Consider the following 26,729-nt stretch of genomic DNA (forward strand, 5'->3'; position numbering starts at 1 on the left):
GCGCACCTCCCCTAAGAATCTCGCCCCCTCCCAACGAAGTTGGGAAGGGGTCGGGGGGGAGGGCAGCGCCACTTTTTCGGCGGGCCAGCTTGCGTGACAAGCGCCTGAGAGCCAGCGCATCGCAAGCGGCATTGGAAAGTACCCGTACAAAGCCAAATTGAGAATTGCTGGACCCCACCGGCCAAAGTCACCGCTCGGCTCGGACCCGGTGAGTACAAGCCCGATACCGCGTATGCGCGCGTTGAAGACCTGCCCAAGCCGGTGCTCATCGCCATTGATCGCAACGCCAAGCAATGTACCTGCCCGCACTGCGGCTACGCCGCCCGGCGCAACCGGCACTACAGCGGCAGTTGCACGATCTGGGTGAGCTGGTGTCCGGTCGGACGCATGAATTGGTGGTCACCTATTCGCAGCATGTCTGTGCCGGCTGTGGCCGCACGTTCAGTATGGATCTGAGCGACCTGGCGCCGGCCAACGCGCGCTACACACACACCGCGTGATCAGCCTCGCGGTGCGCTTCGTGGTTTAGTGGTGGAAGACGGCTTACCCTACCGCGGTGCCAGTTGGCACCTCTGGCGTGATCATCGAGTGTTCGTCCCCTTCGCCACCATCCAGAACTGGGTGGAGGCTGGGGGGGAAAAGGGCGGCTGAACGATGGACGCGCGACTATCTGGACTGGGCGCTGACGGACTTTTCGGGCTATCTGAGCGCCGACGAGCTGTATGACGGTCCGTATTGTATCTTGTCGCTGGTCGACAATCGCACGTTCAAGCGGCTGTACTACCACGTGCTGACGCACAGCCCCACGCAGGCGGATATCATCGCCTTCTTCCAACCGTTTGCGGCCATGGTGCAGGCGCGCCAGTTGAGTGTCAAGGGCATCACGACCGATGGTTCGGCGTTGTATCCGGGCGCGATCCAAGCGGTCTGGGGTGAGCTGCCACATCAGATCTGCGTGTTTCATGTCAGCAAGGACCTGCACCAGGCTGTGGTACGTGCCGTGGCGCAGGTGCGCAAGCAGTTAGCGGCGCGCCAACCCGTGCTCAAGCGCGGCCGGCCCCGCGGCGCGAACCGCACGCGGGCGCAGCAGCGGCAACGCCTGCAGACCAAGATCGGCGACCTGTTTGAGCATCGCCACCTGTTCGTGCAGCGTGAGCTGACGGCCAACGAGCAGGCCACGCTCACGCGCATCACACGCGGCCAGCCGCAGTTGCGCGCGCTGCGTGCGATCTGCGATCAGATCTACCAACTCTTTGATCGCCGCTGCCGGACGGAGACGGCGCGGGCCAAATTGGCCACGTTGCGCAAACGCGTCCAGCGCTTCAAGTCCTTGCGCCAGGTGTTGAAAGGGTTGTTTGCGGCTCCAATCGAAAAAGCGCTGACCTTTCTGGACGATCGACTGATGGGCGCGACGTCGAACGCGGTCGAACGGTCGAATCGGCGCTTCCGCAAGATGCAGCAGACGGTCTACCGCGTGCGCACGGCGGCGCATGTCCGGGCGCGCATTGCGCTGGATCTCTTCCGCGAAGCCGACGCACCACCGCGGACTGCAACGCTCAACCAGCTTCACCAGCAACGGCGGCGGCCATAAACCCTGTGGCGCGCTACAGGGTCGTTTCAACCGCCGTTTTTGTGTCCAGTTTTTGGGGGTCACTACACCTGGTATCCTGTGGAATGTCAGTTCCTCCAGTATGCCAGAAAGTCGCCTAATCGCTTATTTGGAAAGGTATTGGGGTTAAAGCCCCACCCGCCGCTAACTGCTTTACTTGATTGCTCCGGCATGTCAAGTATAATCCTGCCATTGACCGCGCAGTAAGTTGTCGCTGCGCTTGGGAGGTTGCCTATGCTCCTCGCTCCACCGTCCGCGCGTATGCGTCGCATTCAATGGACGCTTCCTGTGGCGCTCGGCATCGTGGCAGTACTATTCGAATTTGGATTGGCGCACTGGGTGCACAATGTCTTCGGTGACGTCGCGTATTTCGGCGTGGACGTCGTTTTCTACGCGACCGTCGTGCCGCTGATTGCGTGGTTGATCACTCGCCGGCTCGCGTCCTGGCTGGAGGCAAAAGAAGGCGCCGAGCAACGAGCCCGCGCGACGGAGCGCCGGCTCGCCTCGATTAGCGCTGCGTCCGCCGACGCGATTCTCGGCCTTGATCCGGATGGACGCATTGGATCGTGGAATCGCGGCGCAGAGATGCTCTTTGGTTTTTCGCCTGCGGAGATTTGCGGACGGCCGCTGGCCGATTTGCTCGGCAGCGGCGATGCCGCGCAAGTCGAATCGCACTGGCTCACGGAGGCGGTGCAATCTGCGGGATTCGTGCGCGGGCACGAAACGACGTGCCAGGATGCCGCTCAACATCAAGTGGCCGTGGAACTGACCGCCACGCGCTTGACGGACGATGCGGGAAACCCGCTCGGCATGTCCGTCATCCTGCGCGATGTCAGCGAGCGCAAACGCCGCACCGAAGATATCCAGCGGCTCAACGACAGTCTGAGCGCACAGGTTGCTGCCCGCACGCGTGAACTCGCGGAGAAGGTCGAAGAACTCGCGCGCGCGAATGTCGAATTGCAGGAACTCGACCAGATGCGCTCCGATTTTGTCTCTCTCCTCGCACACCAACTGCGCGCCCCGCTGGCCAATATGGCCGGCGCCGTCGAACGCATCCAAACAGACTGCGGGGCGATGAACCCCACCTGCACGCGCATGGTGGCGATTCTGAACCAGCAAACTCAGCGGCTCGACCGGCTGGCGCGCGAGGTGCTCAGCGCGGCGGCCATCGAATCGGGCCAGCTCGCCTTGCATCCCGAACCCGTTTCCGTGCTGCCGATTGTTCAGCAAGTCGCCGAACAAATGCGCACACGCGGACGGGCGTTCCGCCTGCCGACCAAGCCCGGACTGCCGCTCGTCTTCGCCGATCGCGACCGCGTCGCCGAGGTGCTTGCCAACTTGTGCGATAACGCGGACAAGTACTCGCCGCCGGGCAACGACGTGCTGATCGAGGCGCGTGCGGACGAAACACACGTCACGCTCAGCGTGCGCGATCTCGGTCCCGGCGTGCCGCCGCACGCGCTGGAACGCATTTTCGACAAATTTTACCGTACTGACAGCAGCGACGCGCAGCCCGTCTATGGATACGGCCTCGGCCTCTACATCTGCCGCCGCCTGGTTGACGCGCAGGGCGGGCACATCTGGGCGGAGAATCATCCCGACGGCGGCGCCGTCTTCTCGTTCACACTGCCCGCCGCGAGGTGAGCATGCAGACGCTCCTCCTGATTGACGACGACCCCGTCCTGCGTGAACTGTTGTCCAGCCAGTTGCAGGCGGCGGGTTATCGCGTGCAGGCGGCTCCCGATGGACCCACCGGGCTGATACTCGCCGCCGAAGCCAGTCCTGACCTTGTCGTGTTGGACGTGATGATGCCCGGCATGGACGGCTGGGAAGTGTGCCGGCGGCTGCGCGAGAAATCGCCCGCGGCGGTCATCATGCTCACCGCGAAAGGCACAGAGATCGACAAGCTGCGCGGCTTTCGCCTCGGCGTAGACGACTATGTGACCAAGCCGTTCTCCTTCGCGGAACTGATGGCGCGCGTTGGCGCCGTCCTGGCGCGCGTTGAGCGTGGACGCCGCCCGACCCATCGCCTGACGAGCGGCGATTTGACGATTGATTTCGACCAGCGGCGCGTGAGCGTCGCCGGGCGCGCCGTCGAACTCACGCCGACGGAGTATCGCCTGCTCGAATTGCTCGCGCACCATGCGAAGCGCCCCGTGCCGAGCGAGACGCTCCTCGAACAGGTGTGGGGGGCGGAGTATGCCGGCGAAATCGAGCACGTCAAGCATTTTATCTGGACGCTGCGCAAGAAGATCGAAGCCGATCCGGGCGACCCCAAACATCTCATCACCGAGCGGGGGTTCGGCTATCGGTTAGAATAACCTCCACCGTCTTCACATTGTTCCTACACCTGATCTACACCTTCATCTGATATAGTGGCGGTAGGTGTCTGATGACCGAACCATCCTACCGCGTCGCCTGTCCCGACCTCACATTCTATCAGCAGGGTGTGGCGTGCCAGAACGCCTGTCCCGTGCGCACCGACGGGCGTGCCTACGTCACTGCGATTGCGCGCGGCGAGTACGAACGCGCCTACCTTATCGCGCGCGAGACGAATCCGTTTGCCTCGACGTGCGGCTGGGTCTGTGGCGCGCCGTGCGAAGCCGCGTGCCGGCGCGGCCAGATCGACGCGCCGGTCGCGATTCGCGCGCTCAAGCGGTTCGTCAACGACCGCTATGGCGTGTATCTCGGCGAGAGCGGTCAGCCGCGCCAAGCGCCAGCCTGGCCCGCATATGTCGGCGCGACCAATGCGTTCGACCTCGGCAACACGACATTCCCGACCAGCCGCAGCGGACTCGTCACCGCCCGCCAGCGCAGCCCCAAAACCGGCAAACGGGTCGCCATTGTTGGCGCCGGCCCCGCCGGCCTCTCTTGCGCTCACGATTTGGCATTGCTGGGTCACGAAGTCACGCTCTTCGACTCGGCGCCTATGGCGGGAGGCATGTTGCGCCTCGGCGTTCCCGCATACCGCTTGCCGCGCGAATTGATTGACCTTGAGATTCAAGCGATCCTCACACTCGGGCCCACACTCAAACTCAAGCAAGCCATTGGCCGCGACTTCACACTCGCGGATCTGCGCCGCGATTTCGAGGCGGTGTTCCTCGCGATTGGCACGTACAAGAGCCGCAACCTCAACGTCGAGGGTGAGCAATTCGACGGCGTATTGCGCGCGGTGGATTTCTTGATCAACGTCAACCTCGGCGGATACAACCTTGACCTAGGCAAACGCGTGCTTGTGATCGGCGGCGGCAACGTGGCGATGGACGTGGCGCGCACCGCTGCCCGTTTGGGTCATCCTGCTCAATCGGGCGGCGACCTCGAGGTCGCACTCGATGTGGCGCGCGCCGCGCTTCGCCTCGGCACGACGCGCGAGGTGCAGTGTCTCGTCGTCGAAGACCGGAGCGAAATGCTCGCGAATCCGGTGGAAATTGCCGAAGCCGAAGAAGAGGGCATCGCGATCCACAATCACTTTGCGCCCAAGCGCGTTCTCGGGGCGAAGGGGCATGCCATCGGACTCGAAACGCTGAATGTCGCACGCGCTTTTGACGAGCGCGGACGCTTTAATCCGCAGCTGACCCCGGGCACCGAGAAGGTTTGGGAATGTGACAGCGTGATCGTTTCCATTGGACAGACCGGTTCGTTCGAATGGGTGCATCCTGAAGACGGCCTAGAGGTTACGCCGCGCGGCACTTTGGCCGTTGACAGAGAAACGCTAATGACCAGCGCGCCGGGCGTGTTTGCCGGAGGCGATATTGCGTTTGGTCCGCGTCTGATCGTCAACGCGGTTGCCGATGGACAACGCGCAGCGCGCGGCATGCACTCGTATTTGCAAAACGTCCAGCCGCGCCTCATCCGCAAAGGTTTCTTCACGCCGATCGCCAAAAGCGAATATCCGAACGTCGGGCCGCTGCGCGGCTATCTACGCCAGGCGCGCCAACAGCCACCCGCGCTGCCGGTCGCGCGGCGCATCGGGGTCGCGCGCGTCGAAATGGGGTACGACGAGGCTACCGCGCGCGCGCAGGGTGCACGCTGTCTCATCTGCACGCTCAACCCGATTTTCGACGGCGAGTTGTGTATCGCGTGCAACGGCTGCGTCGACGTGTGCCCCATGGATTGCCTGAAACTCGTGCGCGCCTCCGCGCTGAGCGGCGACGACCACCTCGCCGCCGTCATCCAGAGCCGCACCCGTGAGTGGGGCGCAGCCTCCGCGATGCTGCTTGACCCGACACGCTGTGTTCGCTGCGGCTTGTGCGCCGCGCGCTGCCCCACTGAAGCGGTCCGGATGGAAGCGTTCCGCTTCACCGAAGCGATATCGTTCGAGCATGCCTGACGCGCCGGCCCGTCAGATCGTTCCCGGCAAATGATCGGCCACCAATACTCAACAGGAGGTGTTCGATGAAGCATTTCTTTTTCGTTTTGGGATGGTTGGTGTTGACGGGCGCGTGGGTGAATGGCTGTGCGCCATCGACCCCTGCGCCCCAACCTACGGCCGCCCAGCCCGCCGCCACGGCCGCAGCGAAATTGCAGGGCGATGGGACGCGCGGCGGCGTATTGTACGATGCGTGGTGGGAAGTCATCGAAGTCAAAGTGCCGGCGGGCGACCAGCCGCTCTGGAAGACGCAGACCACCAACACGCGCAAAGGCGCCGACACCTGGCGCTGCAAAGAATGCCACGGTTGGGACTACAAAGGCAAGGACGGCGCGTACGGCTCGGGCTCGCACAAGACGGGCTTCGTTGGCATCGTGGGCGCGAAGAGCAAAGCCGCCGACGATGTACTGGCCGCTCTCAAAGGCAAGACCAGCGCCGATCACGATTTCTCCAAAGTGTTGAAAGAGCAGGACCTGATTGACCTGACGCTCTTTATCACGCAAGTGCAGATCGACACGGCCACGCTCGTTAACGCCGACAAAACCGCCAAAGGCGGCGACGCGGCTGCGGGCAAGACTCAGTATGAAAAGGTTTGTGTCAATTGTCACGGGCCGAATGGCAATGCGATCAATTTCGGCACGATCGCGGAGCCGGAGGTTGTCGCACAACTCGCGGCGGACAATCCATGGGAATTCATCCACAAGGTGCGCGTGGGCCAGCCTGGCTGGCCGATGCCTTCGGGCATCAGCAACGAGTGGAAACCGCAGGATTATGCGAATGTGCTGGCTTACGCGCAGACGCTGCCCAAGACGGTCGGCGCGAGCGATGGCGGCCGCCTCTACGACGCGTGGTGGGAAGTAACGGGTGCGGAAGCTCCCACGACCGATCAACCGCTCTGGAAGACGCAGAGCACCAACACGCGCAAAGGCGCCGACAGCTGGCGCTGCAAAGAGTGTCACGGATGGGATTACAAAGGTAAGGACGGCGCGTACGGTTCCGGGTCGCACAAGACGGGGTTTGGCGGTCTGCTGAAATCCGCCACACTCTCGGCGGATGAGTTGACGGCCTGGCTCAACGGGAAGAAGAATGCGAACCACGACTTTTCCAAGGGGATGGATGCCCCCAGCCTCCAGGCGCTGGTCACGTTCATCCAGAAGGAAATGAAAGACCCGTCAGCCTACATCAACGCGGACAAGTCGGCGAAGGGCGACCCCGTGAAAGGCAAAGCCAGGTTCAGCGCGACCTGCGCCGCCTGTCACGGCAACGACGGCAAGAAGCTCAACTTCGGCGATGCCGCCGCGCCGGAGTTCGTGGGCACGCTGGCCGCGGACAACCCGTGGGAGTTTTTCCACAAGGTGCTGGCTGGGCAGCCCGGCGAGCCGATGCCTTCCGGTTATGGCATGAACTGGACGCTGGAGGATGTCGCCAACATCGCGGCGTACGCGCAAACCTTGCCCGTGAAGTAGACACTGAGACTTCCAAATCCCAACAACCGCCAGCCCTTGGGCAGTTGGTTGTTGGGATTTGGAGGTGGGGATTTGGACGTTACCATGACCCGCACATCGCTTCTGGCGCGCATCAGCGAATCGCGCGTGTGGCGCTCGTTTTTTCGACACGGCTGGCCGGACAATCCGCTTGACCGCTCGCTGGTGATGACCAGCAACGTCTTTCTCCACCTGCACCCGGTCAAGGTCAGCCGCAAGAGTTTGCACTGGGCGTACTCGTTCGGACTCGGCGTTATTTCCGCGATCCTGTTCGCCGTGCTCGTGTGGACCGGCGTTCTGCTGATGTTCTACTACGTGCCGTCCGTGGAGCGCGCGTACTCGACGATGAAGGAGATTCAGTTGTCCGTCCCGCTCGGCCAGTTCACACGGGACATGCACCGCTGGGCAGCGCACGCCATGGTGCTCGTCGTGATCCTGCACATGGCGCGCGTGTTTTACACCGGCGCATACAAGCCGCCGCGTGAGTTCAACTGGCTGATCGGCGTGGCGCTGCTCCTCTTCACGCTCGGCGCGAGCTTCACCGGCTATCTGCTGCCGTGGGACCAACTGGCGTACTGGGCTATCACCGTCGGCACGAACATCGCAGGCTACGCGCCGGTCGCGGGACCGGCGGCGCGCCAGATGCTGCTCGGCGGAGGCGAAGTCGGGCAGAACTCGCTCCTTCGGTTTTACACCCTGCACATCGCCATATTACCGCTGCTGATCACGCTGTTCGTGTCGGTGCACCTATGGCGCGTGCGCAAGGACGGCGGATTGGCGGCCAATGACCAGCGGGCCGCGAGCAGTGAACACTGATGGCCGACCACCAGGGGTCCAGTATGGCGAATCAAACGCCGATCACCGACGAGATTTTCCCCAAGCATACGAGCAAAACCTACGCGCTCGTCGAGCTCGTGCGCGGCGAGAGCGCCATGGTCGACAAAGGGCCGGATGACACGCTCTTTGCTTTTCCCAGCGTACTGCTGCGGGAAATCGTCTTGTTCCTCGGCGTGACGCTCGCGATTTTCCTGTTCTCGCTCGTCAAGCATGCGCCGCTGGAGGAAATTGCCAACCCGTTCGTCACGACCGACCCCGCCAAAGCGCCGTGGTATTTTCTCGGCCTGCAGGAACTGCTGGAACACATGCACCCGTTGCTGGCGGGCGTCATCATTCCCGCCGTCCTCGTTCTGTTTCTCGTCGTGCTGCCGTACATCGACCGCTCCAGCGCGGAGGCGGGCGTGTGGTTTGGCTCGGCGCGGGACAAGCAGATCGTCGCGTGGACGGCGTTGTACACGCTGTTCGTGATGAGCGCGTATGTCGTGCTCGACAACGCATTCAGTCTGCGTGAACTGCTGCGCGCGGGCGCCCCCCAGTGGGTGGCGCAGGGCTTGTTGCCCGGCGGCATCCTCGCGCTGCTCGTCGCGCTGCCCGCATTCGCCCTGCGGCAACGCCAGACGACGACGCATCAGATCATGCTGGTGCTGTTTACGGTCATGCTCGTCTCAGCCGTTGTGTTCACCGTGAGCGGCTTTCTGTTCCGCGGCCCGGGGTTCAAGTTGTACTGGCCGTGGCAAATGCCGGGCGGCTACAATCCGTGGGATGGGCTGTAAGGAGGTGGCATGATGGCAGAGACGATCAGAGACGATAAACTCACGCGTCGGAACTTCCTGCTTGTGCTGTGGGGCGCTTCGACCCTGGGACTGTCCGGGCAGGGCTTGGCCGCGTTGTTCCAGTTCTTGCAGCCGCGCGTTGACGCGGGCGGTTTTGGAAGCAAGGTGGTTGCCGGCAATCTGGACGAGTTCCGACCGGGCACGGTCACGTACGTCCAAAAAAGCCGCTGCTATATCTCACGCCTCGCAGACGGCGGCATGCTTGCGCTCTGGCAGCGCTGCACGCATCTCGGCTGCACGGTGCCGTGGCGCGAAGAGCAGGGTCAATTTCTTTGCCCGTGCCACAGTTCGGTGTTCAACCGGCAGGGCGAAGTGACCGGCGGTCCGGCGCCGCGCCCCCTCGACCTATTCCCGCTCAGCGTCAAGGATGGCAAACTGCTTGTGGACACGAGCCGGCCGACCGAGCGCGCGGCATTTGAACGCGCCCAAGTCTTCTACCCCGCATGAGGTCCGCCGATGCGACCGCGAGAGAATCATAACCCACTTGTCGCCGCAGGAGTCGTATTCACGCTGGCGATCGCCATTACGTTCCAGCTTACTCTGGGCTTCGAGCCGGCGCGCATTCGGAGCGTCGAGGCGGCGGACCGCGCCCAGGCCCGGGCCGCGGGGAACACACTGTACGCCGAAAACTGCGCCGCCTGTCACGGCGACCAGGGCGAGGGCAAACTTGGCCCTGCGCTCAACTCAAAAGCGTTCCTCAACGCGACGGCGGACGAGACGCTCGTCAGCTTGATTCGCACGGGCGTGCCGGGCTCGGTCATGCCGGCGTGGGGACAAGCGTTCGGCGGGCCCTTCACCGACCAGCAAGCCGCGCAGGTCGTCGCCTACCTGCGCGCCTGGGAGCCGACCGCGCCGGACGTCAAGCCCGTCACCAGTGCGCCCGACCCCGTGCGCGGCGCAGGCGTTTTTGCGAACACCTGCTTCATTTGCCACGGCGAAGACGGACAGGGCACCGCGCGGGCGCCCGCGTTGAACGATCCCAGGCGGCTCAAGGAGTTTGACGACGGGTGGTACCGCGATGTCATCGCGCACGGCCGCCCGGCTAAGGGGATGCCAACGTGGGGCACCGTCCTCTCGCCCCGGCAGATCAACGATGTGGTGGCACTGCTTGCCGCGTGGCGCGCAGGGCGCACGGTGACGCCCTCAGCGACACTGGCGACCCAGATCAACAGCGCACTATACGCGCTGCGCCAATTCGACCGCGTTGACGCGGCGTTTTTTCTGAGCGCGGCCATCCCATTGGCGAACTCCGCCCAACAAGCCGAGATCGTAGCCGTAGTGGACCTGGTCAAACAGAATCATCTGTCCGAAGCCGAAGCGCGCCTACTGCTTCTCCTGCCCCCATCCGAATTGGGCAAGGAGATATTCGAGAGCAACTGCGCGTCCTGTCACGCCTCGGATGGCAGCGGCGGCATGGGCAAGAACTTGCGCGGCAGCAATTTCGTCAAATCCAAGACCGATGCGGAACTCGTCACGTTTCTAGTGGCGGGCAGGTCCGGCACGGCGATGAACGGTTTCCAAGGCATACTGAGCGAAGAGCAACTCAAGTACGTCATCGCGTTGATGCGGACGTGGCGATAGTAGGATCGAGTCAATCGGCTAACAAGGTTCTGCGCGCCGATTCTCGCTCGGCGGGCAACTGCTGAACGAGGCGCGTGCGGCCTTCCGATGCAGTTCGTGCGGTTCGTCCCAATTGGCGTCGCCCATTACGCCTTGCGTTCGACGACCGCATGCACTGCGGCCACGATATCATCGGTATCGGGTAGGACGACCGGATGAAACGCCGGGCTGAACGGCACCGGCACGCCCGGGTTGGCGACGCGCCGAATGGGCGCTTTGAGCGCGGCCATGGCGTTCTCAGCCACCAGGGCTGCGATCTCCGCGCCCGGGCCGGCCGTCTTGACGGCTTCGTGGGCGATTACCAGCCGGCCTGTCTTGCGGACGGAAGCCAGGATGGCATCGGTATCGAGTGGCGCGAGGCTCCGCAAGTCGACCACCTCGACGTCGATGCCTTGTTCGGCGAGTAGCTGCGCCGCCTCCAGGGCGTAGGGTACCATACTGCCATACGTTACCACGCTGACATCGCGCCCGCTGCGCGCTACCGCTGCGCTCCCGAGTGGGACGACGACATTCCCCGCCGGCACGGCGCCGCGGCGAGCGTAGAGCGGCTTGCTCTCGATGAATACGACCGGGTTTGGGTCGCGGATGGCGGCTTTGAGCAGCCCTTTGGCGTCGGCGGCATTGGAGGGCGCGACGACCTTCAATCCCGGCACATGCATGAACCAGGCATCGAACGACTGGCTGCTGTACACGGTGCCGGAGCGCAAGTTGACGAGGCGTACGACCAGTGGCGCGGACATCCGGCCGTTGTGGACGTAGCTGACCTTCGCAGCCGTATTGACGATATGATCCAGCGCGATGGGGACCGCATCGGTGAACTGAATTTCAACCACGGGGCGCATACCCAGCATAGCGGCGCCCACCGCCATCCCCATGATGCCCGACTCCGAAATCGGCGTGTCGAACACGCGTGCCGGGCCGAATTCCGCCTGCAACCCGCGCGTGACGCTGGCGATGGCGCCGCCATAGGCAGCCACGTCCTCGCCAAACACAAATACGCTCGAATCGTGCCGCATCTCTTCGCGAAGGGCGGTATTGAGCGCTTCTTCAACGGTCTGCGACGTTTCGGCAGCGGATACGGCGGGTGCCGCGTTAGCCGGCGGCGCGGCCTGCTCGGCATAGATGTGCTGCGTTACTTCGCTCGGCTCCGGCCATGGGCTGTCTTCGGCATACTGGATCGCTTCGGCCAACTCCGCATGGATCGCCGCATCCATCTCTTCGGCGGCCTCGGTGCTCAGGATACCGCGTGAGCGCAAGGTTGCACCCAGCAGGTGGATCGGATCACGCGCCTTCCAGCGCGCGACCTCGTCGGCCGGGCGCTCTTCCGGGAAGGTGGGATAGTGGGTCTCGAAGCGGTAGGTCTTGCACTCGACGAGCGTCGGCCCGCCGCCGGCGCGCGCGCGCTCGACGGCAGTCTGTACAGCTTCGTGGACCGCGAGGACGTCCTGACCGTCCGCGATCACGCCGGGCATGCCGTACCCGGCGGCGCGCTGAGCGACATCGGCGATGCGCATGCCGATGCTGGCCGGCACCGTTTGGGCGTAGCCGTTGTTCTCGCAGACGAACACGACCGGCGCCTGGAGCACGGCCGCCAGGTTCAAGCCTTCGTGGAAATCGCCGCGATTGCTTGCCCCGTCGCCAAAGAAGTTGATCACGACGTTATCCGTACCCTGCATCTTGAGCGCCAGCGCGGCGCCGACGGAAACGGGGACGTGGCTGCCCACCAGGCCCGTGCCGGCCAGCACGCCGAGATCGGGATAGCCCGCGTGATGCGAGGTATCCTTGCCCCGCGAGATGCCGCCGATACGCCCATTCATGGCGGCGACATGCTGTCGCAGAGAGACGCCACGGACGAAGAAAGCCTCGGTCGTGCGCAACGATGGATGAACCCAGTCGCCTGCGCGCAGCCCGTAGCAAGCGCCGACCCCGACGGCCTCCTGACCGATGCTCGGGTGCAGACCCTGCACGAGCCGTCCCGCCCGGTACCAACCCAGCACGTGCTCCGTGTAGCGTCGCGTGAGCAGCATGAGACGGTAGAGTTCGATGAGATCAGTGTCCTTGAGCGAGTGAGACATGGCACGCACTCCTATCGGTCGGATAGACTGCAAGGTGATTCCGGTTTAGCTGATGAGCCGGGCGTGGGGCCGTTTGATCAGACATCTGACGGGCTGTGGAGCCGCTCTTCCGCGCGGCTGCCACGCGATGATCGAAGCGTGACTCAACGCAAACGATTATAGGAGATGTAACATATATCTGCCAACGGGTATACCGCCAAACTGTCGGGGCTGCGACCAATCGTCATGCCGGCATGTAGTTAGCCGGCATCCACTATTTCCATAACCGGTGCCACCTATTTGAGTGGATTCCGGCCAAAAACGTGCCGGAATGACGATTTGGCTGGCCATACGATCCCGACACTTTTGCGGTATACCCCTGCCAACGATTAGCTTGCTTACCTACAGCTCGTAAACGAGTGATGCGATTTGTAGATCCTTGACAATCACAATCGACTCTGCTACCTTGTTTGTCACCGAATCTACGAGACGAGTAAACAGTTGCAGCTTTGTGGATTCTGGGTGGACCTACGGCGGCTCCTGCAATCGCACAGCGAAGAGCTATGTGATACTGTGTGGGAGAGAACGTCAGGAGCCAGTGCGATGCGACCGGCGCTCACGCGGCGATTGACCGTGAGCGGTAGGTCGTGAGCGCGCCGGACGTGCGGTCCGGTCAAGCATCCCGACCGCCGCGCGGCCGGGCGTAAGAATGGACTGCTGATGCGCGCCAGTGCACATTGGATTGCGCTGGGCCCGCCGCTCATTTCCACCGAGAGCGACATCGATGATATGCTCGCCATCGTCGATAGCAGCATTGCCGAAGTCGCGCAGGAGCTCACAGGAGCCTGAAACGATTCACTCGCGCTCGCGCCGCGCCAATCATTTTCACGGCTGGATAATGGCAAGCAGCCTAGCGCAGTTTGCGGAATAATCCGACATATGCCGCAGGGCTGTACGCCGCATGTAGGGACAGGCCTTTGGCCTGTCCGACGGGCAGGTCAAAGACCTGCCCCTACACGGCGAACCGCATGGCGGGCCCGATGTTTTTGCAAAATGCGCTAGCATTGGGGGAGGCGAATCCTGGCGCAATCCCATCTGAGCCGAGGGAGCTTGGTATGAGCGACAGATTGAGCATCGACGGCGGAACACCAGTGCGGTCCGCGCCTTTGCCGTTCATTCGCGCCAGTTACGGTTACGAGGAACTGCGCGAAGTGCTGGATGTCTTTGAGAGCGGTGTCTTCTGCTCCGTCTATCCCGATGCGCCCAAGGTACGGGCGCTCGAAGCCGCCTTCGCCGCGTACGCCGGCGCCAAACACGCCGTCGCCTTCAATTCCGGCACCACCGCCCAGCACGCGTCGCTGGTGGCAGCGGGCGTCGGCCCGGGCGACGAGGTCATCGTGCCGCCGCTGACCTTCGCCTCCACGGCTTACACCGTCTTGATGGTGGGCGCGACGCCGGTGTTCTCCGACGTGGACGACAACACGATTTCGCTCGATCCGGAGTGTGTCGCCGAGCGGATTACGCCGCGCACGCGCGCGATCGTGCCCGTGCACTGGTTTGGCCATCCCGTTGCGATGGATGAGTTGATGGGGCTGGCGGGGGCGCACGGGCTGACGGTGATCGAGGACTGCTCCCACGCCTTCGGCACCGTCTATCGCGGACGGAAAGCCGGCACGATCGGCGCCATGGCCTGCTGGAGTCTTCAGGAATCCAAGATACTCACCGCGGCGGGCGAAGGCGGGATGCTGACCACCGACGACGACGCGTTGGCCGCGATCGCTCGTTCCATATGCGATCACGGGAAGGACAAAGGCCCGCAAGCCGCCGGCGCAGCCGGCTATCGCATCGTGCGGGTCGGCAACAACTACCGTATGTCCGAGTTACACGCGGCCTTCGCGCTCGCCCAATTGCGCAAGGCCGAGCGATTGCGCGCGGCGCGCCAGGCGCATAGCGAGTATCTCGCTGCGGGCCTGCACGGCGTGCCCGGGCTGCGCCGGACGCAGCCGTGGCCGGACGTCGAGTTGTCCTACGCGTACTATGCGGTGCGCTGCGACGAACGATGCTTCGGGTCAGATGGCGCGCCCTGGCAAGCCCTCAACCGGATCTCGGCGGCGCTGACGGCTGAGGGCATCGGTAATGTCGTCATGGGCCGCGAGGAGTTCCTGCCTCCCCATCCGCTCTTCCGTGAACGCTGCGGCGCAGCCAGCGTGCCCGTGGCCGAGCGTATCGCGCGCGAACTGCTGCTGCTGCCGCTCTACCCCGATCTAACGCGCGCCGATCTGGACGATATCATCGCCGCTGTACGCAAAGTGGTCGCAGCCTATTCGAAAGGGTGACGACAGTGACCATCCGCATAGCCATCGGTCGTTTTTGGACGGAGTCCCATTCCTTTTCGCCGCTGCTCACCAACCGGCAGATGTTTGAGTGCGGCGTGTTGGAAGAAGGCGATGCACTGCTGAAGAAACTGCGCGGCACCCGCACGGAAGTTGGTGGATTCTTAAGCGTCCTGGATGCTGAAGGCGTCACGGTAGCGCCGACGCTGGCGGCCCAGTGTATGTGTGGCGGTCCCATTGAGCAGCCGCTTTGGGAGCGATTGCGCGATGGGTTGCTGCAGCGCCTGTCTGAAGCGTTACCCGTTGACGGCGTGCTCCTATCACTGCACGGGGCCACGGTGGCGGAGCAGGAGGACGACTGCTGCGGCACGTTGCTGGCAGCCGTCCGGCGGCTGGTTGGTCCTCATGTGCCGGTGATTGCCACGCTGGACATGCATGGCAATGTGACCGCCGCGATGATCGCCAACAGCACGGCGCTCATTGCCTACAAAACCTATCCTCACCACGATTTCCACGCGCGCGGCGAACAGGCGGCTCGGCTCATGCTCAGAACCGTGCGGGGAGCAGTGCGGCCGGCCACGGTGATGACGGCGCTGCCACTCTCCATCGGCCGCTCGACAGACCTGCAACTGGAACTCATCGCCGAAGGCGCCGCGCTGGAGGAGTCGGGGCGCATCCTCGCCTGCTCGATTATGAACACCCACACGGGGCTGGACGTGGCGGAGATGGAGTCGTTCAGCGCGCTGATCGTCACTGACAACGATCCGGGCCTGGCGAGTCGCATCGGGCAGGACATGATGTGGAAGGCGTGGCAGCAGCGCCAGCGGGTGCGCGGCGGCACGGCGCCGTCGGGCGTCACGATGACGGAGGCGGTCCCTGCCGCGCTGGCTCACCCGCCGGGCACCGTCGTGCTCACCGAGTGGGGTGATGCGGTCACAGCCGGGTTTCCGGGCGACAACGCCGAACTGATCGCGCAGCTGCTGGAACGGCGAAGTCCGGCGCGCGCCTGCCTGCTCATCACCGATCCCGACCTGGTGCAGAGGGCGATTGCCGCGGGCATTGGCAACCCGGTGTCAGGTCCGATCGGCGGTCGCTGGGGCGGGACGTACTACAAGCCCGTGCCGGTCGATGGGCGCGTGCGGCTGCTGTTCGACGGCGTGCTGCCCCCGAGCCATGAGGCGCATCCAAGCCATCTGGCGGTGTCTAATACCAGCATGGGTCCGACCGCGGTGGTGCAGGTGGGCGACAACATTACCGTCATCGCCACGTCGGTGCCGGTGGCCTCGACTGAGCCGACGGTGTTTCGGGCGGCGGGCGTGGAGCCCGCAGACTACCGGCTGGTGCTCTGTAAGGCAATCATCCAGCACCGGGCACACTTTGCATCCATGGCTGTGGGCTTTGTGGACATCGACGGGGGTCGCTACGACAACAACACCCATCCCTGGCGCAAGCACGATCCCAAGTCCAGCTACCCCTACCGCGAATTCACCGATGACGAGATCCGCAGCCGCCTCGGTTACGAGGGCTGACCGCGTGAACGCGCACAACGGGAGGAGCCATGCAGCGGATGACGGGCGGTGAGGCGATTGTTGAATGCCTGGCGGCGCAGGGGGTAGATGCGGTGTTCGGCATCCCCGGTGTGCACAACCTGGCGATCTACGATGCGCTGCGCCGCCGCCCAACCATCCGCGCCATCACGACGCGGCACGAGGGCGGCGCAGGGTTCATGGCCGACGGCTACGCGCGGGTGAGCGGCCGGCCGGGCGTGTGCCTGACCATCACCGGGCCGGGCGCGGCCAACGCGCTGGCGCCCCTGACCAATGCGTATGCCGATTCGGCGCCGGTGATGCTCATCACGTCCGAGGTCGACTTGACAGTGCGCGGGCGCGGTTTGGGTGCGTTCCATGAGATCCCGAATCAGCTGGAGATGCTGAACGGTGCGGTCGGGCGGGCCAGTCGCGTGACGCGCGTCGAGGAGATCCCATCTGCATTTGAGCACTCGTGGGAAGCGATGCTGAACGGCCGACCGCGACCCGCTGCGCTGGAGATTCCGCTCAATGTATTGCAGGGCGAGGGAGACGTCGAGATTCCCTCACGGCATATCCCGGTACGCACAATGCCTGATCCCGAAGCGGTCGCGCAGGCCGCTGCGCTGCTGGCACAGGCAGAGCGCCCGATTATCTATGCGGGCCAGGGCGTGCTCGCGTCCGGCGCATCGGCGGCCCTCAGCCTTTTGGCCGCAGCGCTCGGCGCGCCTGTCTTCACTACGTGCCTGGGGCGTGGGGCCATCGCGGGCGATCACCCCCTGTGTCTGGGCTTTGGCTGGACGTGGCCCGAGGGCCCGTTTGCACCGCTGCTGGCCGAAGCCGACGTGGCGCTCGTCGTCGGGTCGAGCCTGGATGCATATGATACGGGCGTGGGTACTCTGCCGCTGCCGCCACGCGTGATCCAGATCGATATCGACGCGCGGGAGATCGGCAAGCTGTACAGGGTGAGCGTGCCGATGGTGGCCGACGCGCGACTAGCGCTGGAACAACTGACCGCGAGGTTGCCGGCCAGGCCTGAACGGCTCTCAGCCGTGACGCGCCGCGTAGCCGCGCTGCGCGCCGCCGGCCATCGGCAGGTTGCGGGTAAGGCCGGATGGCAGATGATGCAGGCAATTCAAGCGGCGGCGCCGCGCTCGGCGATCATCGCGGGCGATGCGGCATCGATCAATGCCTGGCAGATCTATCACCTGCCGATCTTCGAGCCACGCAGCGCGCCCTTCCCGATGCACAATGCCGCGCTCGGGTATGCGTTTCCGGCGGCGTTGGGTGCAAAGATCGCCCGGCCCGACCGGGCCGTGATCGCCATCTGCGGCGACGGCGGCGCGCTGTTCACCGCGCAGGAACTGGCGACGGCAGTGCACTACGGCATCCGCGTGGTGTTGATCGTGTTCAACGACGGCGGCTATCGCTCGATCGAGGCGTACCAGCGGAGGATGTACGGGCAGCCCTATGCGGGCACACTGACGAATCCCGACTTCGCGCTTTTCGCGCAGTCGTTTGGCGCGCTGGGACTGCGGGCGGAAACGCCGGAACAGTTACAGGCCGCCGTGCAGAAGGCGCTAACGGCATCCGGGCCGGCGGTGATCGAGGCGCCGGGCGCCATCGGACCGCCAACCTGGGCAGCGACGGGATGACCGGTGATGCCGCGCGCGGCCCGACGAACCCGCGCCGCCCCCCCATGGCGCTCTTCACAAGTAAACGGCCCGCCCGCAATATATCGGAGCTATGCGACTTTCGTAGGGGCCGACCCGTGTGTCGGCCCTCAGCTCATCAAGCGGGCGCACATGCTGGCGCGCCCGCGCTCGTGAACGAAGCGTGGAACACCCGGCGTCCCAATCACAAAAAAAGGCGCCGCGGCATTCAATGCCGCGGCGCACGCACGGCCTGCCACCGGGTAATTGCGGTTACGGTCCTGCCAGCGCCTTGTTGATCACAGCCGCGGCGGCATCCAGTGCATCCTTCGCCGGGGCGGTGCCCAACTCCACCTTCTCGACTGCCTTGCGGAGTTGCTCATCGCTGTTGCCCAGTTCGCTGAAGAGTGGGATCGCGCTGGCGTACTCCAGTTGCTTCACAACCGTCTCGGCATTCAGCGCCGTCTTAAAGTACTCCTTGATCGCCGGGAGGTTCGCCACGGACTTGCGGATCGGCACGTAGCCCGTCTGCATGAATAGGTCCAGCGAGTTTTCCGCGCTGGTCATCCACTGCACGAATTCCCATGACGCCTTCTGCCGTTCAGCGGTCGTCTTGAAGATGACGAGGCTCGCGCCGCCAATCGGCACCGAGCGCACCTTCTTCATCGGCAGGAACCCGACGCCGACCTTAAACTTGGAGTCCTTCTCGATGGTAGCGAGCGTTGCCGAGGAACGCATCAGCATGCCCAGTTTGCCCGTCGTGAAGTCGGCGCCCGCCTGCGCGTGCTGGTTCGCGGGCATCGCCTTGTGCACCGTCACCAGATCGCCCCAGAACTTGAGCGCCTCGACGCCTTCCGGGCTGTTATAGACGACCTTCTTGCCATCGTCGCTGAGGATCTTGCCGCCGTTCTGCATGATCATCGCGCTCAGGTACCAGTGCGTATCGGTGTGTGTATTGAAGCCCCACTGGTCAGGCTTGCCATCGCCGTTCGTGTCCTTGGTCAGCGCTTTCGCAGCCGTCACCAACTCGTCCCAGGTCTGCGGCGGCTTGTTCGGGTCCAGCCCCGCCGCCGTGAACAGGTCCTTGTTGTAGTACAACACCGGCGTGCTGTTGTTGAACGGCATCGTCACGATTTTCCCCTGGAACTTGTTGTAGTCCCAGAAGCCGTCGAAAATGTCGGCGCGTGCGGCGGCGTCGGCGAAGTCGGTGATCGGCACGATCGCGCCGGATTCGGCGAGCGTCGGCGCCCCGCCCATCTGGGCAACATCGGGCACCGTCTTGGCGGTTATCGCTGCCGTCAACTTCTGCGCGATGTCGGCATAGCTGCCCTGAAAAACGACCTCGACCTGCGTGTTGGGGTGGCCCTTGTTGAACTTCGCCACCATCTCCTCAATGACCTTGCCCTGCGCCCCGCTCAACGCGTACCAGAACGTCAGCTTGACCTGCCGCGGCGCGCTTGTGGCGGTCGGGGCGGCGGGCGCCGCCGTTGGCGCGACAGGCGCTGTCGTCGAGGCAACGGCCATCGTCGTGGGCGCCTGCGCAGGTGGACTGGTGGGGGCGGCGGTCGGCGCGCTCGTCGCCGATGGACCGCACCCCGCGAGCAGCGCCAGGACTAGCGCCAGGCACAACCCGCTACGGAACTTGAACATAGTCTGCTCCTCCTGGTGATGTGGTTTGACTACTGCCGGATGCCGGTGGCGGCAATACCCTGCACGAACTGCTTCTGCACGAACAAATAGAGCACGACGACGGGAATTGAGACAAACACGGCGGCGGCCATTAAAAGCCCCCATTGGCTCGCCCCCTCCTGCCCCACGAAGTAGCGCAAACCGATCTGCACCGTGCGCATGCTGTTGCTGTTCGTTACGATCAGGGGCCACAGGTAGCTGTTCCAATTGCCCATGAAAGCAAACAGCGCGAGCGTGGCCAGCGCCGGACGCGAGAGCGGCAGCACGATGCGCCACAGAAAGCCCAGCCGCCCGCACCCGTCGAGAATGGCCGCATCCTCCAGATCATTCGGGATCGTCAGGAACGATTGGCGCAATAGGAAGACGCCGAACGCGCTGGCGAGGAATGGGGCAATCAGCGCGAAATATGAATCCAAGCCCAGCGCGGGGCTGATCTCGCCCAGCGTGTTGAGCAGCAGAAACGAGGGGATAATCGTCATCTGGTGCGGGATCATCATGCTACCCAGATAGATCGTAAAAAGGGCGTCGCGCCCGGGAAAGCGCAGGCGCGCGAACGCGTACGCCGCCAGCGCGCCCGTCGCGAGCTCGCCTAGCGTCACGGCCACCGCCACAATTCCACTGTTGAGGAAGTAGCGTGGGAAGGGGGCTGCCTGCCACGCGCGCGCATAGTTGCTCCACGCGAACTCGGTCGGTATCCATTGCGGCGGGTAAGTGAGCGCCTCCGCCTGGCTCTTCAGCGACGTGCTGATCATCCACAGGAACGGCATCACCATGACTGCGGCGCCGGCGATCAGCAGTAGATGGATTACCACGCGCTCGAACTGTTTGGCGAACGTCATACCGGCCTCACTGGTAGTGGACTCGCGAACCCAGCATCTTCGTCTGGATCAACGTCAGGATCAAGATGATGCCGAACAGCACCATCGCAATCGCCGAGCCGTAGCCCATGTTGAACTGCTGGAACGCCTGCTGGTAGAGGTAGTAGACGATGACGGTGGTGGAGCCGAGCGGCCCGCCCTGTGTCATGACATGCACCTGCGTGAACGACTGGAACGAGTTGATCACAGCGACGATCAGGATGAGGAACGAGGTCGGCGTCAGCATGGGCCATGTGATGTAGCGGAACAACTGCCAGCGGTTCGCCCCGTCGATTTGTGCCGCCTCGTACAAATGCTGAGGGATGTTCTGCAGGCCCGCGAGATAGATGATCACGTTGTAGCCCATCCCGCGCCAGATGCCAAGCAGGATGAGAGCAGGCATGGCCGAGCCCGGCTCATTCAGCCAGCGCACGCCGGGCAGACCGACGGACTGCAAAAAGTAGTTCATCAAGCCCACGTCCGGGTGATAGATCCACATCCACACCACCGAAACGGCCACCAGCGAGGTGATCGTCGGCACGAAGTATGCCGTGCGGTAAAGCGCCAGCCCCCGCAGGGGACGGTTCAACAGCAACGCGATAAGCAGCGCCACCGCCATGCCGGTCGGGATCGAGCCCAGCGCGAAATAGAAGGTGTTCCACAACGCCTGCCAGAACTCCTCGGAACTGAACAGGAACTCGTAGTTGCCCAATCCGATGAACGCCGCCGGACCACGCAGGAGTCGCCAGCGCTGGAACGACAACCCGAACGCATAGACGACCGGGTAGTAGATGAAGACCGACAGCACGATAAAGCTCGGCAGCAGGAAGGCGTATGCGGTGAGCCATTCGCCCCACTGGCGGCGGCTGATGTTTCGTGAGGAGATCATGCCGCGTTCCCGTTCCAGGCGGCGCGCATCCGCGCGAAGCTTTCCGCCATCCGCTCATGTAGTCGTTCGACGCGCTGCGCGCGGTAGCCATTGATTTCCATCACCACCGCGCCGTCGAACCCGGCCCGTCGCAGCGCACGCAAATCGTCCGCCCAGGGCACGTTGCCATACACCAGGGGGAAGTGATCTTCGCCGGCGGCATCAATGTCGTGCACGTGCGCATGGCGCACCGCGCTCAGGAATGCGTCGTCCGGCGGGCTGTTATATCCAAGTAACACGTCGTGCCCGAAATCCCAGCAGATGTTCAGGCGAGCAGCGTCGATGTCCCGCACCACCGCGCGCACCTCCGCGCGGCTCTCACCCGTCCGCGTGAAGCCCGGCTTGGGCGGGAGATTTTCCAACATCAGGCGCGCCTGGCTCGTCTGCGCGAGCATCCATACCAGAAACGCCGTCGTGTCGGCGCGCAGCCGGGCGCGGACGTCAGCGCCGGATCCCGGCGCGTGCGCTCCATGGATGACGAGCGACGGGACGTAGCCACCATCCAACGCCAGCCGTTCGATGAGTTCGATGGCGGGTGCATACAATTGTTCGATTTCCGTGCGCCGCGTGCCGTTGAATCCGTCGGCGTTATACGGATCCTTGTAAGGCGCGTGGAAGTGGCAGCGGTAGCCGGCGCGCGTGCATTCCGTGGCGAGCGCCTTCAGTTCGGGCCACTCATCCCACGTGGGATGCAGGGTGAACTCGAGTACCGTCATGCCCGCTTTTTCCAGCGGCGACAGGAAGTCAGCCAGGCGGCCATCGCCCAGCCACTTGGGGTGCAACGCAAAACCGAGATCCATGGTCAGTTCTGCCCCATTTGCGACGGTACCCGCCGCTTCAACGCGCCCGCGATGGCGGCGCAGTCCAACCCGTTCACCCGCTCGACTTCGCTCACCAGCGGCGCGTCCAGTGCGGCGATCCCGCGCAACGCGCCACAGATACTTCCGGCAATCGCGGCAATCGTGTCGGTGTCCCCACCGATATTCGCGCCCGCCTCGATCGCGCGTTGGGGATCCCCGCGCGCCGCAACGACGATCCCGATGGCGCTCGCCACAGACTCGGCGGGGTCGAGCCCGACACCCACAAAGTCATGCAGGGCATCCAGGGCACGCTCCGTGTCCGCCGACTCGTCCACCAGCCGCACGGCAAGCGCAATACGGCGATCGAGCGGCGTCGCCCAAGACCACGCGCCATGCGCTCGGCCCTGCCGTGCGCCTTCCTGTGCCGCGGACACCACGGCCTCCACGATCGCGCCGGGTTGCATGGCGGCCGCAATCGCGAACGCCACGGCGACCGCGCCCTGCATCGCATTGTGCGTGTTGTGCGTCGGGATGCTCGCGGCGACCGCGTCGCGCAGCGCCCCGGCGAAATCCCCCGCATGGACGATGCCCACCGCCGCCACGCGCATCGCGCCGCCATTGGTCGTGCCCTGCCGTCCGGTTTGGTGGGGCGATGCGCCGCTCATCAGGGCCTGCAAGGCGCGCCGCGTGCTCGGTCCGAGATAGGGGTTATTCAACCCGTCATGCGATTGCGCCCACTCCACCAGCGCCGCCGCCATCCGTTCCGCTGTCAGCGGTTCGCCGCTCGCCAGCAGATGCGCAACAATCAGCGTCTGCTCGGTGTCGTCGGTGACCGCTCCCGGTGGCTGCGCATGCGCCGGGTGCGCGTCCGGCGGCGCGACAAGCCGGTTCAGCCAGCCGTAGCGCGCGCGGATCGCCTCACGCGACATGAACTCGCTGGCGCGTCCCAGCGCATCGCCTGTCGCGACACCCGCCAGGCAGCCGGTTGCCTTCTCAACGAACGATGGTGCGGCGTTCATCCCTCGAACTCCACCACCGTCTTGATACCCTGATATTGCGCGCCGTCTGCGAGCGCGCCTTCCACACCGTCAAGCGCGATCCGGCGGGTGATGAACTTCTGTGCATCAACCGCGCCGCCCGCGAGCGCATCCAGCGCATGGCGGAAGTGCGTCGGCGCAAAGCCGAAGGTGCCGAGCAGCCGGACTTCGTCGTAGTGAATGCGGTTCGGGTCCACGTTCATTCGCGAGCCGCCTGGCAGCCCGCCGAACAGGTTGATCGTCCCGCCGCGCCGCACAAGTCCCATGGCTTGCTCGGCCACGGCAACGGCCCCGACGGAGACCATGACGTGATCCATGCCCGCACCCGCACTCAACGCCTTGACGGCGTCGCCCAGATCGCGCTCGGCCACATTGATCACATGATCGGCAAGGCTTTCCGCCGCTTGCAGACGCTCCGGCGTCAATCCGGCGACCACGACCAGCGTCGCGCCCATTGCGCGCGCCGCGCTCGCCTGCAGCAGCCCCATCGGTCCATCGCCGATGATCAGCACGGAGTCGCCCGGTTGCAGACTCAACGCCTCCAGACCGTGATAGCAGCATGCCAGCGGTTCGGCCAGCGTGGCGGCGGCGAAATCCATGTGCGCGGGAATCCGGATCAAGCCATCGCGCACGATGCGCCCCGGCGCGCGCACGTATTCGCTGAATCCGCCCGGCTCGACCGACGCGCCAAACAGGTCACTGCAGAGCGAATGCTGTCCCCGCCGGCAGAAACGGCACACGCCGCACGGCACATAGGGCGCCACGACCACCCGCTCGCCCGCGCGCCAGCCGTCCGCCTGCGATTCGGCGATGACGCCGCTCATCTCGTGGCCGAGCACCGCGCCCGCCGTGATGAGCGGGTGTCCGCGCACATACGTCTTGATATCGGTCGCGCAGATGCCGCAGGCGCGCATCTGCACCAGCACCTCGCCGTCGCCGATTGCCGGGCGCGGCAGATCGCCGATTTCGACCCGGCGTGGTCCAAGATAACGCAACACTCTCACAGGTTGCCTCGCCTGACTGCGCTCACGTGACGGCCAGCGCCGTCGCCAGTCCGCGACGCACGCGGATCGTGGCGCGGTCGTTCGCGTTCAGCAGGCGCAGCGGGTTACCGTCGGCGCATAATGCCGCGCCGGCGCGGAAACCCCATCCCTCGACCCGCTCGTCCTCGCACAGGCCCGCATAGCGCGTCACGATCGGCTCCGTGCGCCGCAATTCATCGGCATCCAGTTGCGTGCGCACAATCAGATGACTGCATGCCAGACAGCCGGCGGGATCGCCGACGAGCGACGAGAGCAGGACCCCGCCCGCAATCGCTTTGCCGTAGAAACGCTCGTCGGGCAGCCCGACAATAACGGTCGCTGCCTCCACGCCCGTCGCGATCAGTGTTTCGCCGCGGCTCCCGTACTTGGCCACACGCGTCCGCTCCGTCCAAACCGCTTCCGGCGCCCGCGGCACATTCCGTCCCTGCATCTTCTGCGCCGCATCGACGTCCGTCACCCCGCCCGCGACGGTTGCCAGCACGGTGAAGCCGATCACGACATCGTTGAAGGCGAGTCCTAACAGGTCGCTATTGGCGCCGACCAGCAGTCCGTCGACGGCGCGCCGTTCGAAATGCGCCCCGGCGAGTCGTTCCGTCTCGTGTCCCAGGCACGTGACGAGCGGCCCGACATTGGCTGACCCGACGCCGACACCGCAGATCGGCGTCGCGGCGCGTCCGGGTTCAGTCGTTTGTGAACTCAGCGCAAACGCCACATCGGCCAGCGTGCCGTCGCCGCCGACGACGACCAGCGCATCCACGCCCTGCGCGGCAAACTCCCGCGCCAGCCATGCCGTGCGCGCTTTGCCGTGGTGCGGCGACCAGTCCACCGTTCGGAGTGTGACGGGCAAGTGGGCTAAAGCATCCGCGCCCATCTCACCCGCGCCCGCAAGCACTTCGCGCGGCGCCAGCGCGCGCAGCGCCTCGCGCGCCGCCGCCAAACCGTCGCCGCCGCCCGCGGTGGGATTGACGATCAAACCAACCTGGCGCAGGCTCACGTCGCCGCTGCCTGTCTGTGCAGGGCCAGCACGCGCCGCGCCGCCACCTCGTCGGTGATCAGCGCGTTCACAAAGCGCCCGCGCAATGCGCCGAGAATCGCCTCTGCTTTGGAGTCGCCGCCGGCCACCCCGACGACCCGCCGCGCGCGCTGGAGCTGGCCGAGTTCGGCCCCGACCACGCCCCTGACGACATCCGGGCACGGACGCCCGTGCGCGTCGAAGAAACGCACGCAGATATCGCCGACGGCGCGCGCCGCGAGCAGGCGCTGCTGGGTATCCGCGTCCAGATAGTTCACGAACAGCATCTGAATGCCCGATTCGAAATCGGCATTGCCAATGCCGACCACAGCGACATTCAACTGCTGCCAGAGCGCAGATACCTGCTGGAGGTCGGCGGACCCCAATAGGCGTTTCGCCATCTCATCCGATTCAGCCAGAGCCGGCGCATAAAAGCTATGCCAGGTTCCGCCAAACGCCTCCGCGAGCGTGCGCGCCAGTTCATGTACTTGAAAGACGGGCGCGATCTGTCCCAGCCCGCCCAGCAGTGGCGCTACGCTGATGCGTGTGCGCCGCCGCCGACCCGCGCGTGCGGGACGGCCCGGCTCCAGCGCGGAGACCATCTCGTAGAGCGTGCGCCCCCAGCCAATGCCGACCAGGTCGCCGTCGTGCAGTGTGCGCTCCAGATAGCGAGCGGCGGCTTGCCCGATGCGGCGCCGCACCAGCGCATGCTCCGCATCGCCCACGGCAACCACAGTGGCGTCTGCCAGATCGAACGCGGCGATCAATTCGTCCGCCAGCGCGCCGGAGGTGGCGGAGGGATCGGCGATACGGATCTGCACGATCCCCTCGTCGCGCGCCTGCTGCAAGAGGCGCGAGACGGTCGGGCGGGAGGTTTTCAGGACACGCGCCACTTCCGCCTGTGTGCGGTCGTCTTCGTAGTAGAGGCGCGCTGCCTTGAGCATGGCCGCACGCTCGGCGCGGGTTGTCATTTTGGGTCTGGCGTGTGAACAAATGTAAAATACATTTGTTCACATTATTATGTAATCAGCGCCAATTGTCAAACC

The 26,729-nt window shown here is 64.6% G+C and carries 22 protein-coding genes; 13 read left to right on the forward strand and 9 right to left on the reverse strand.

The features are described 5' to 3' along the window. Positions 1-293 precede the first annotated feature (293 nt). The 10 genes from HZB53_06535 (at position 294) to HZB53_06580 (ending at position 10,713) form a co-directional block, all read left to right on the forward strand. Positions 294-500, forward strand: coding sequence for a hypothetical protein (locus HZB53_06535; protein MBI5877287.1), 207 nt, complete (start codon positions 294-296; stop codon positions 498-500). Between the two features lie 242 nt (positions 501-742). Continuing rightward, positions 743-1,591: a transposase gene (locus HZB53_06540; GenBank protein ID MBI5877288.1), complete on the forward strand. Its 849-nt coding sequence runs from the start codon at positions 743-745 to the stop codon at positions 1,589-1,591. Between the two features lie 252 nt (positions 1,592-1,843). Further along, entirely contained in the window at positions 1,844-3,253 is a 1,410-nt protein-coding gene (locus HZB53_06545; GenBank protein MBI5877289.1) for a PAS domain S-box protein, read from the forward strand. Between the two features lie 2 nt (positions 3,254-3,255). After that, positions 3,256-3,930 (forward strand): response regulator transcription factor, encoded by a 675-nt coding sequence (locus tag HZB53_06550; GenBank protein ID MBI5877290.1) that lies wholly within the window; start codon positions 3,256-3,258, stop codon positions 3,928-3,930. Positions 3,931-4,001: 71 nt separating this feature from the next. Continuing rightward, complete coding sequence (locus HZB53_06555) at positions 4,002-5,939, forward strand: FAD-dependent oxidoreductase (GenBank protein ID MBI5877291.1); 1,938 nt, start codon at positions 4,002-4,004, stop codon at positions 5,937-5,939. A gap of 65 nt (positions 5,940-6,004) precedes the next feature. Beyond that, positions 6,005-7,444 carry a c-type cytochrome gene (locus HZB53_06560; protein ID MBI5877292.1) on the forward strand — a complete coding sequence of 480 codons (1,440 nt, stop codon included), beginning with the start codon at positions 6,005-6,007 and terminating at the stop codon, positions 7,442-7,444. Positions 7,445-7,528: 84 nt separating this feature from the next. Beyond that, positions 7,529-8,278 carry a cytochrome b N-terminal domain-containing protein gene (locus HZB53_06565; protein ID MBI5877293.1) on the forward strand — a complete coding sequence of 250 codons (750 nt, stop codon included), beginning with the start codon at positions 7,529-7,531 and terminating at the stop codon, positions 8,276-8,278. Continuing rightward, a complete protein-coding gene (locus tag HZB53_06570) occupies positions 8,278-9,072 on the forward strand; it encodes a hypothetical protein (protein MBI5877294.1) in 795 nt (264 codons plus the stop codon). The genes HZB53_06565 and HZB53_06570 overlap by 1 nt, the downstream gene beginning before the upstream one ends. A 9-nt stretch (positions 9,073-9,081) precedes the next feature. Next, positions 9,082-9,579 (forward strand): Rieske 2Fe-2S domain-containing protein, encoded by a 498-nt coding sequence (locus HZB53_06575; GenBank protein ID MBI5877295.1) that lies wholly within the window; start codon positions 9,082-9,084, stop codon positions 9,577-9,579. A 9-nt stretch (positions 9,580-9,588) separates the two neighbouring features. Next, positions 9,589-10,713, forward strand: a complete 1,125-nt coding sequence (locus HZB53_06580; protein ID MBI5877296.1) for a c-type cytochrome — start codon at positions 9,589-9,591, stop codon at positions 10,711-10,713. A 125-nt stretch (positions 10,714-10,838) separates the two neighbouring features. On the opposite strand, the gene HZB53_06585 is transcribed toward HZB53_06580, so the two are convergent. Continuing rightward, positions 10,839-12,827, reverse strand: coding sequence for a dehydrogenase E1 component subunit alpha/beta (locus tag HZB53_06585; protein MBI5877297.1), 1,989 nt, complete (start codon positions 12,825-12,827; stop codon positions 10,839-10,841). Positions 12,828-13,921: 1,094 nt separating this feature from the next. On the opposite strand from HZB53_06585, the gene HZB53_06590 reads away from it, so the two are divergent. From HZB53_06590 to HZB53_06600, 3 genes are read left to right on the forward strand one after another with little or no spacing between them, the layout of a single operon-like run. Next, positions 13,922-15,142 (forward strand): DegT/DnrJ/EryC1/StrS family aminotransferase, encoded by a 1,221-nt coding sequence (locus HZB53_06590; protein MBI5877298.1) that lies wholly within the window; start codon positions 13,922-13,924, stop codon positions 15,140-15,142. A 5-nt stretch (positions 15,143-15,147) separates the two neighbouring features. After that, positions 15,148-16,668: a M81 family metallopeptidase gene (locus HZB53_06595; protein MBI5877299.1), complete on the forward strand. Its 1,521-nt coding sequence runs from the start codon at positions 15,148-15,150 to the stop codon at positions 16,666-16,668. Between the two features lie 29 nt (positions 16,669-16,697). Then, complete coding sequence (locus HZB53_06600; GenBank protein ID MBI5877300.1) at positions 16,698-18,320, forward strand: thiamine pyrophosphate-binding protein; 1,623 nt, start codon at positions 16,698-16,700, stop codon at positions 18,318-18,320. A gap of 270 nt (positions 18,321-18,590) precedes the next feature. On the opposite strand, the gene HZB53_06605 is transcribed toward HZB53_06600, so the two are convergent. From HZB53_06605 to HZB53_06640, 8 genes are read right to left on the reverse strand one after another with little or no spacing between them, the layout of a single operon-like run. Next, positions 18,591-19,967, reverse strand: coding sequence for an ABC transporter substrate-binding protein (locus tag HZB53_06605; protein MBI5877301.1), 1,377 nt, complete (start codon positions 19,965-19,967; stop codon positions 18,591-18,593). 29 nt (positions 19,968-19,996) lie between these two features. After that, positions 19,997-20,845: a carbohydrate ABC transporter permease gene (locus tag HZB53_06610; GenBank protein ID MBI5877302.1), complete on the reverse strand. Its 849-nt coding sequence runs from the start codon at positions 20,843-20,845 to the stop codon at positions 19,997-19,999. 7 nt (positions 20,846-20,852) lie between these two features. Beyond that, entirely contained in the window at positions 20,853-21,752 is a 900-nt protein-coding gene (locus tag HZB53_06615; protein MBI5877303.1) for a sugar ABC transporter permease, read from the reverse strand. Then, positions 21,749-22,591, reverse strand: a complete 843-nt coding sequence (locus tag HZB53_06620) for a sugar phosphate isomerase/epimerase (protein MBI5877304.1) — start codon at positions 22,589-22,591, stop codon at positions 21,749-21,751. Before HZB53_06620 ends, HZB53_06615 begins: the two co-directional genes overlap by 4 nt. 2 nt (positions 22,592-22,593) lie before the next feature. Further along, on the reverse strand, positions 22,594-23,610 hold the full coding sequence (locus HZB53_06625) for an ADP-ribosylglycohydrolase family protein (protein MBI5877305.1): 1,017 nt from the start codon (positions 23,608-23,610) through the stop codon (positions 22,594-22,596). Next, positions 23,607-24,632 (reverse strand): alcohol dehydrogenase catalytic domain-containing protein, encoded by a 1,026-nt coding sequence (locus tag HZB53_06630; GenBank protein MBI5877306.1) that lies wholly within the window; start codon positions 24,630-24,632, stop codon positions 23,607-23,609. The genes HZB53_06625 and HZB53_06630 overlap by 4 nt, the downstream gene beginning before the upstream one ends. A 22-nt stretch (positions 24,633-24,654) precedes the next feature. Next, the gene (locus tag HZB53_06635) at positions 24,655-25,665 is read right to left on the reverse strand and encodes an NAD(+)/NADH kinase (GenBank protein MBI5877307.1); all 1,011 of its coding nucleotides are present in this window, start codon (positions 25,663-25,665) and stop codon (positions 24,655-24,657) included. Beyond that, positions 25,662-26,654 (reverse strand): sugar-binding transcriptional regulator, encoded by a 993-nt coding sequence (locus tag HZB53_06640; GenBank protein MBI5877308.1) that lies wholly within the window; start codon positions 26,652-26,654, stop codon positions 25,662-25,664. The genes HZB53_06635 and HZB53_06640 overlap by 4 nt, the downstream gene beginning before the upstream one ends. Positions 26,655-26,729 lie beyond the last annotated feature (75 nt).

It is taken from the genome of Chloroflexota bacterium (genome assembly GCA_016235055.1).
In the GTDB taxonomy this organism is placed as follows: Bacteria; Chloroflexota; Anaerolineae; order JACRMK01; family JACRMK01; genus JACRMK01.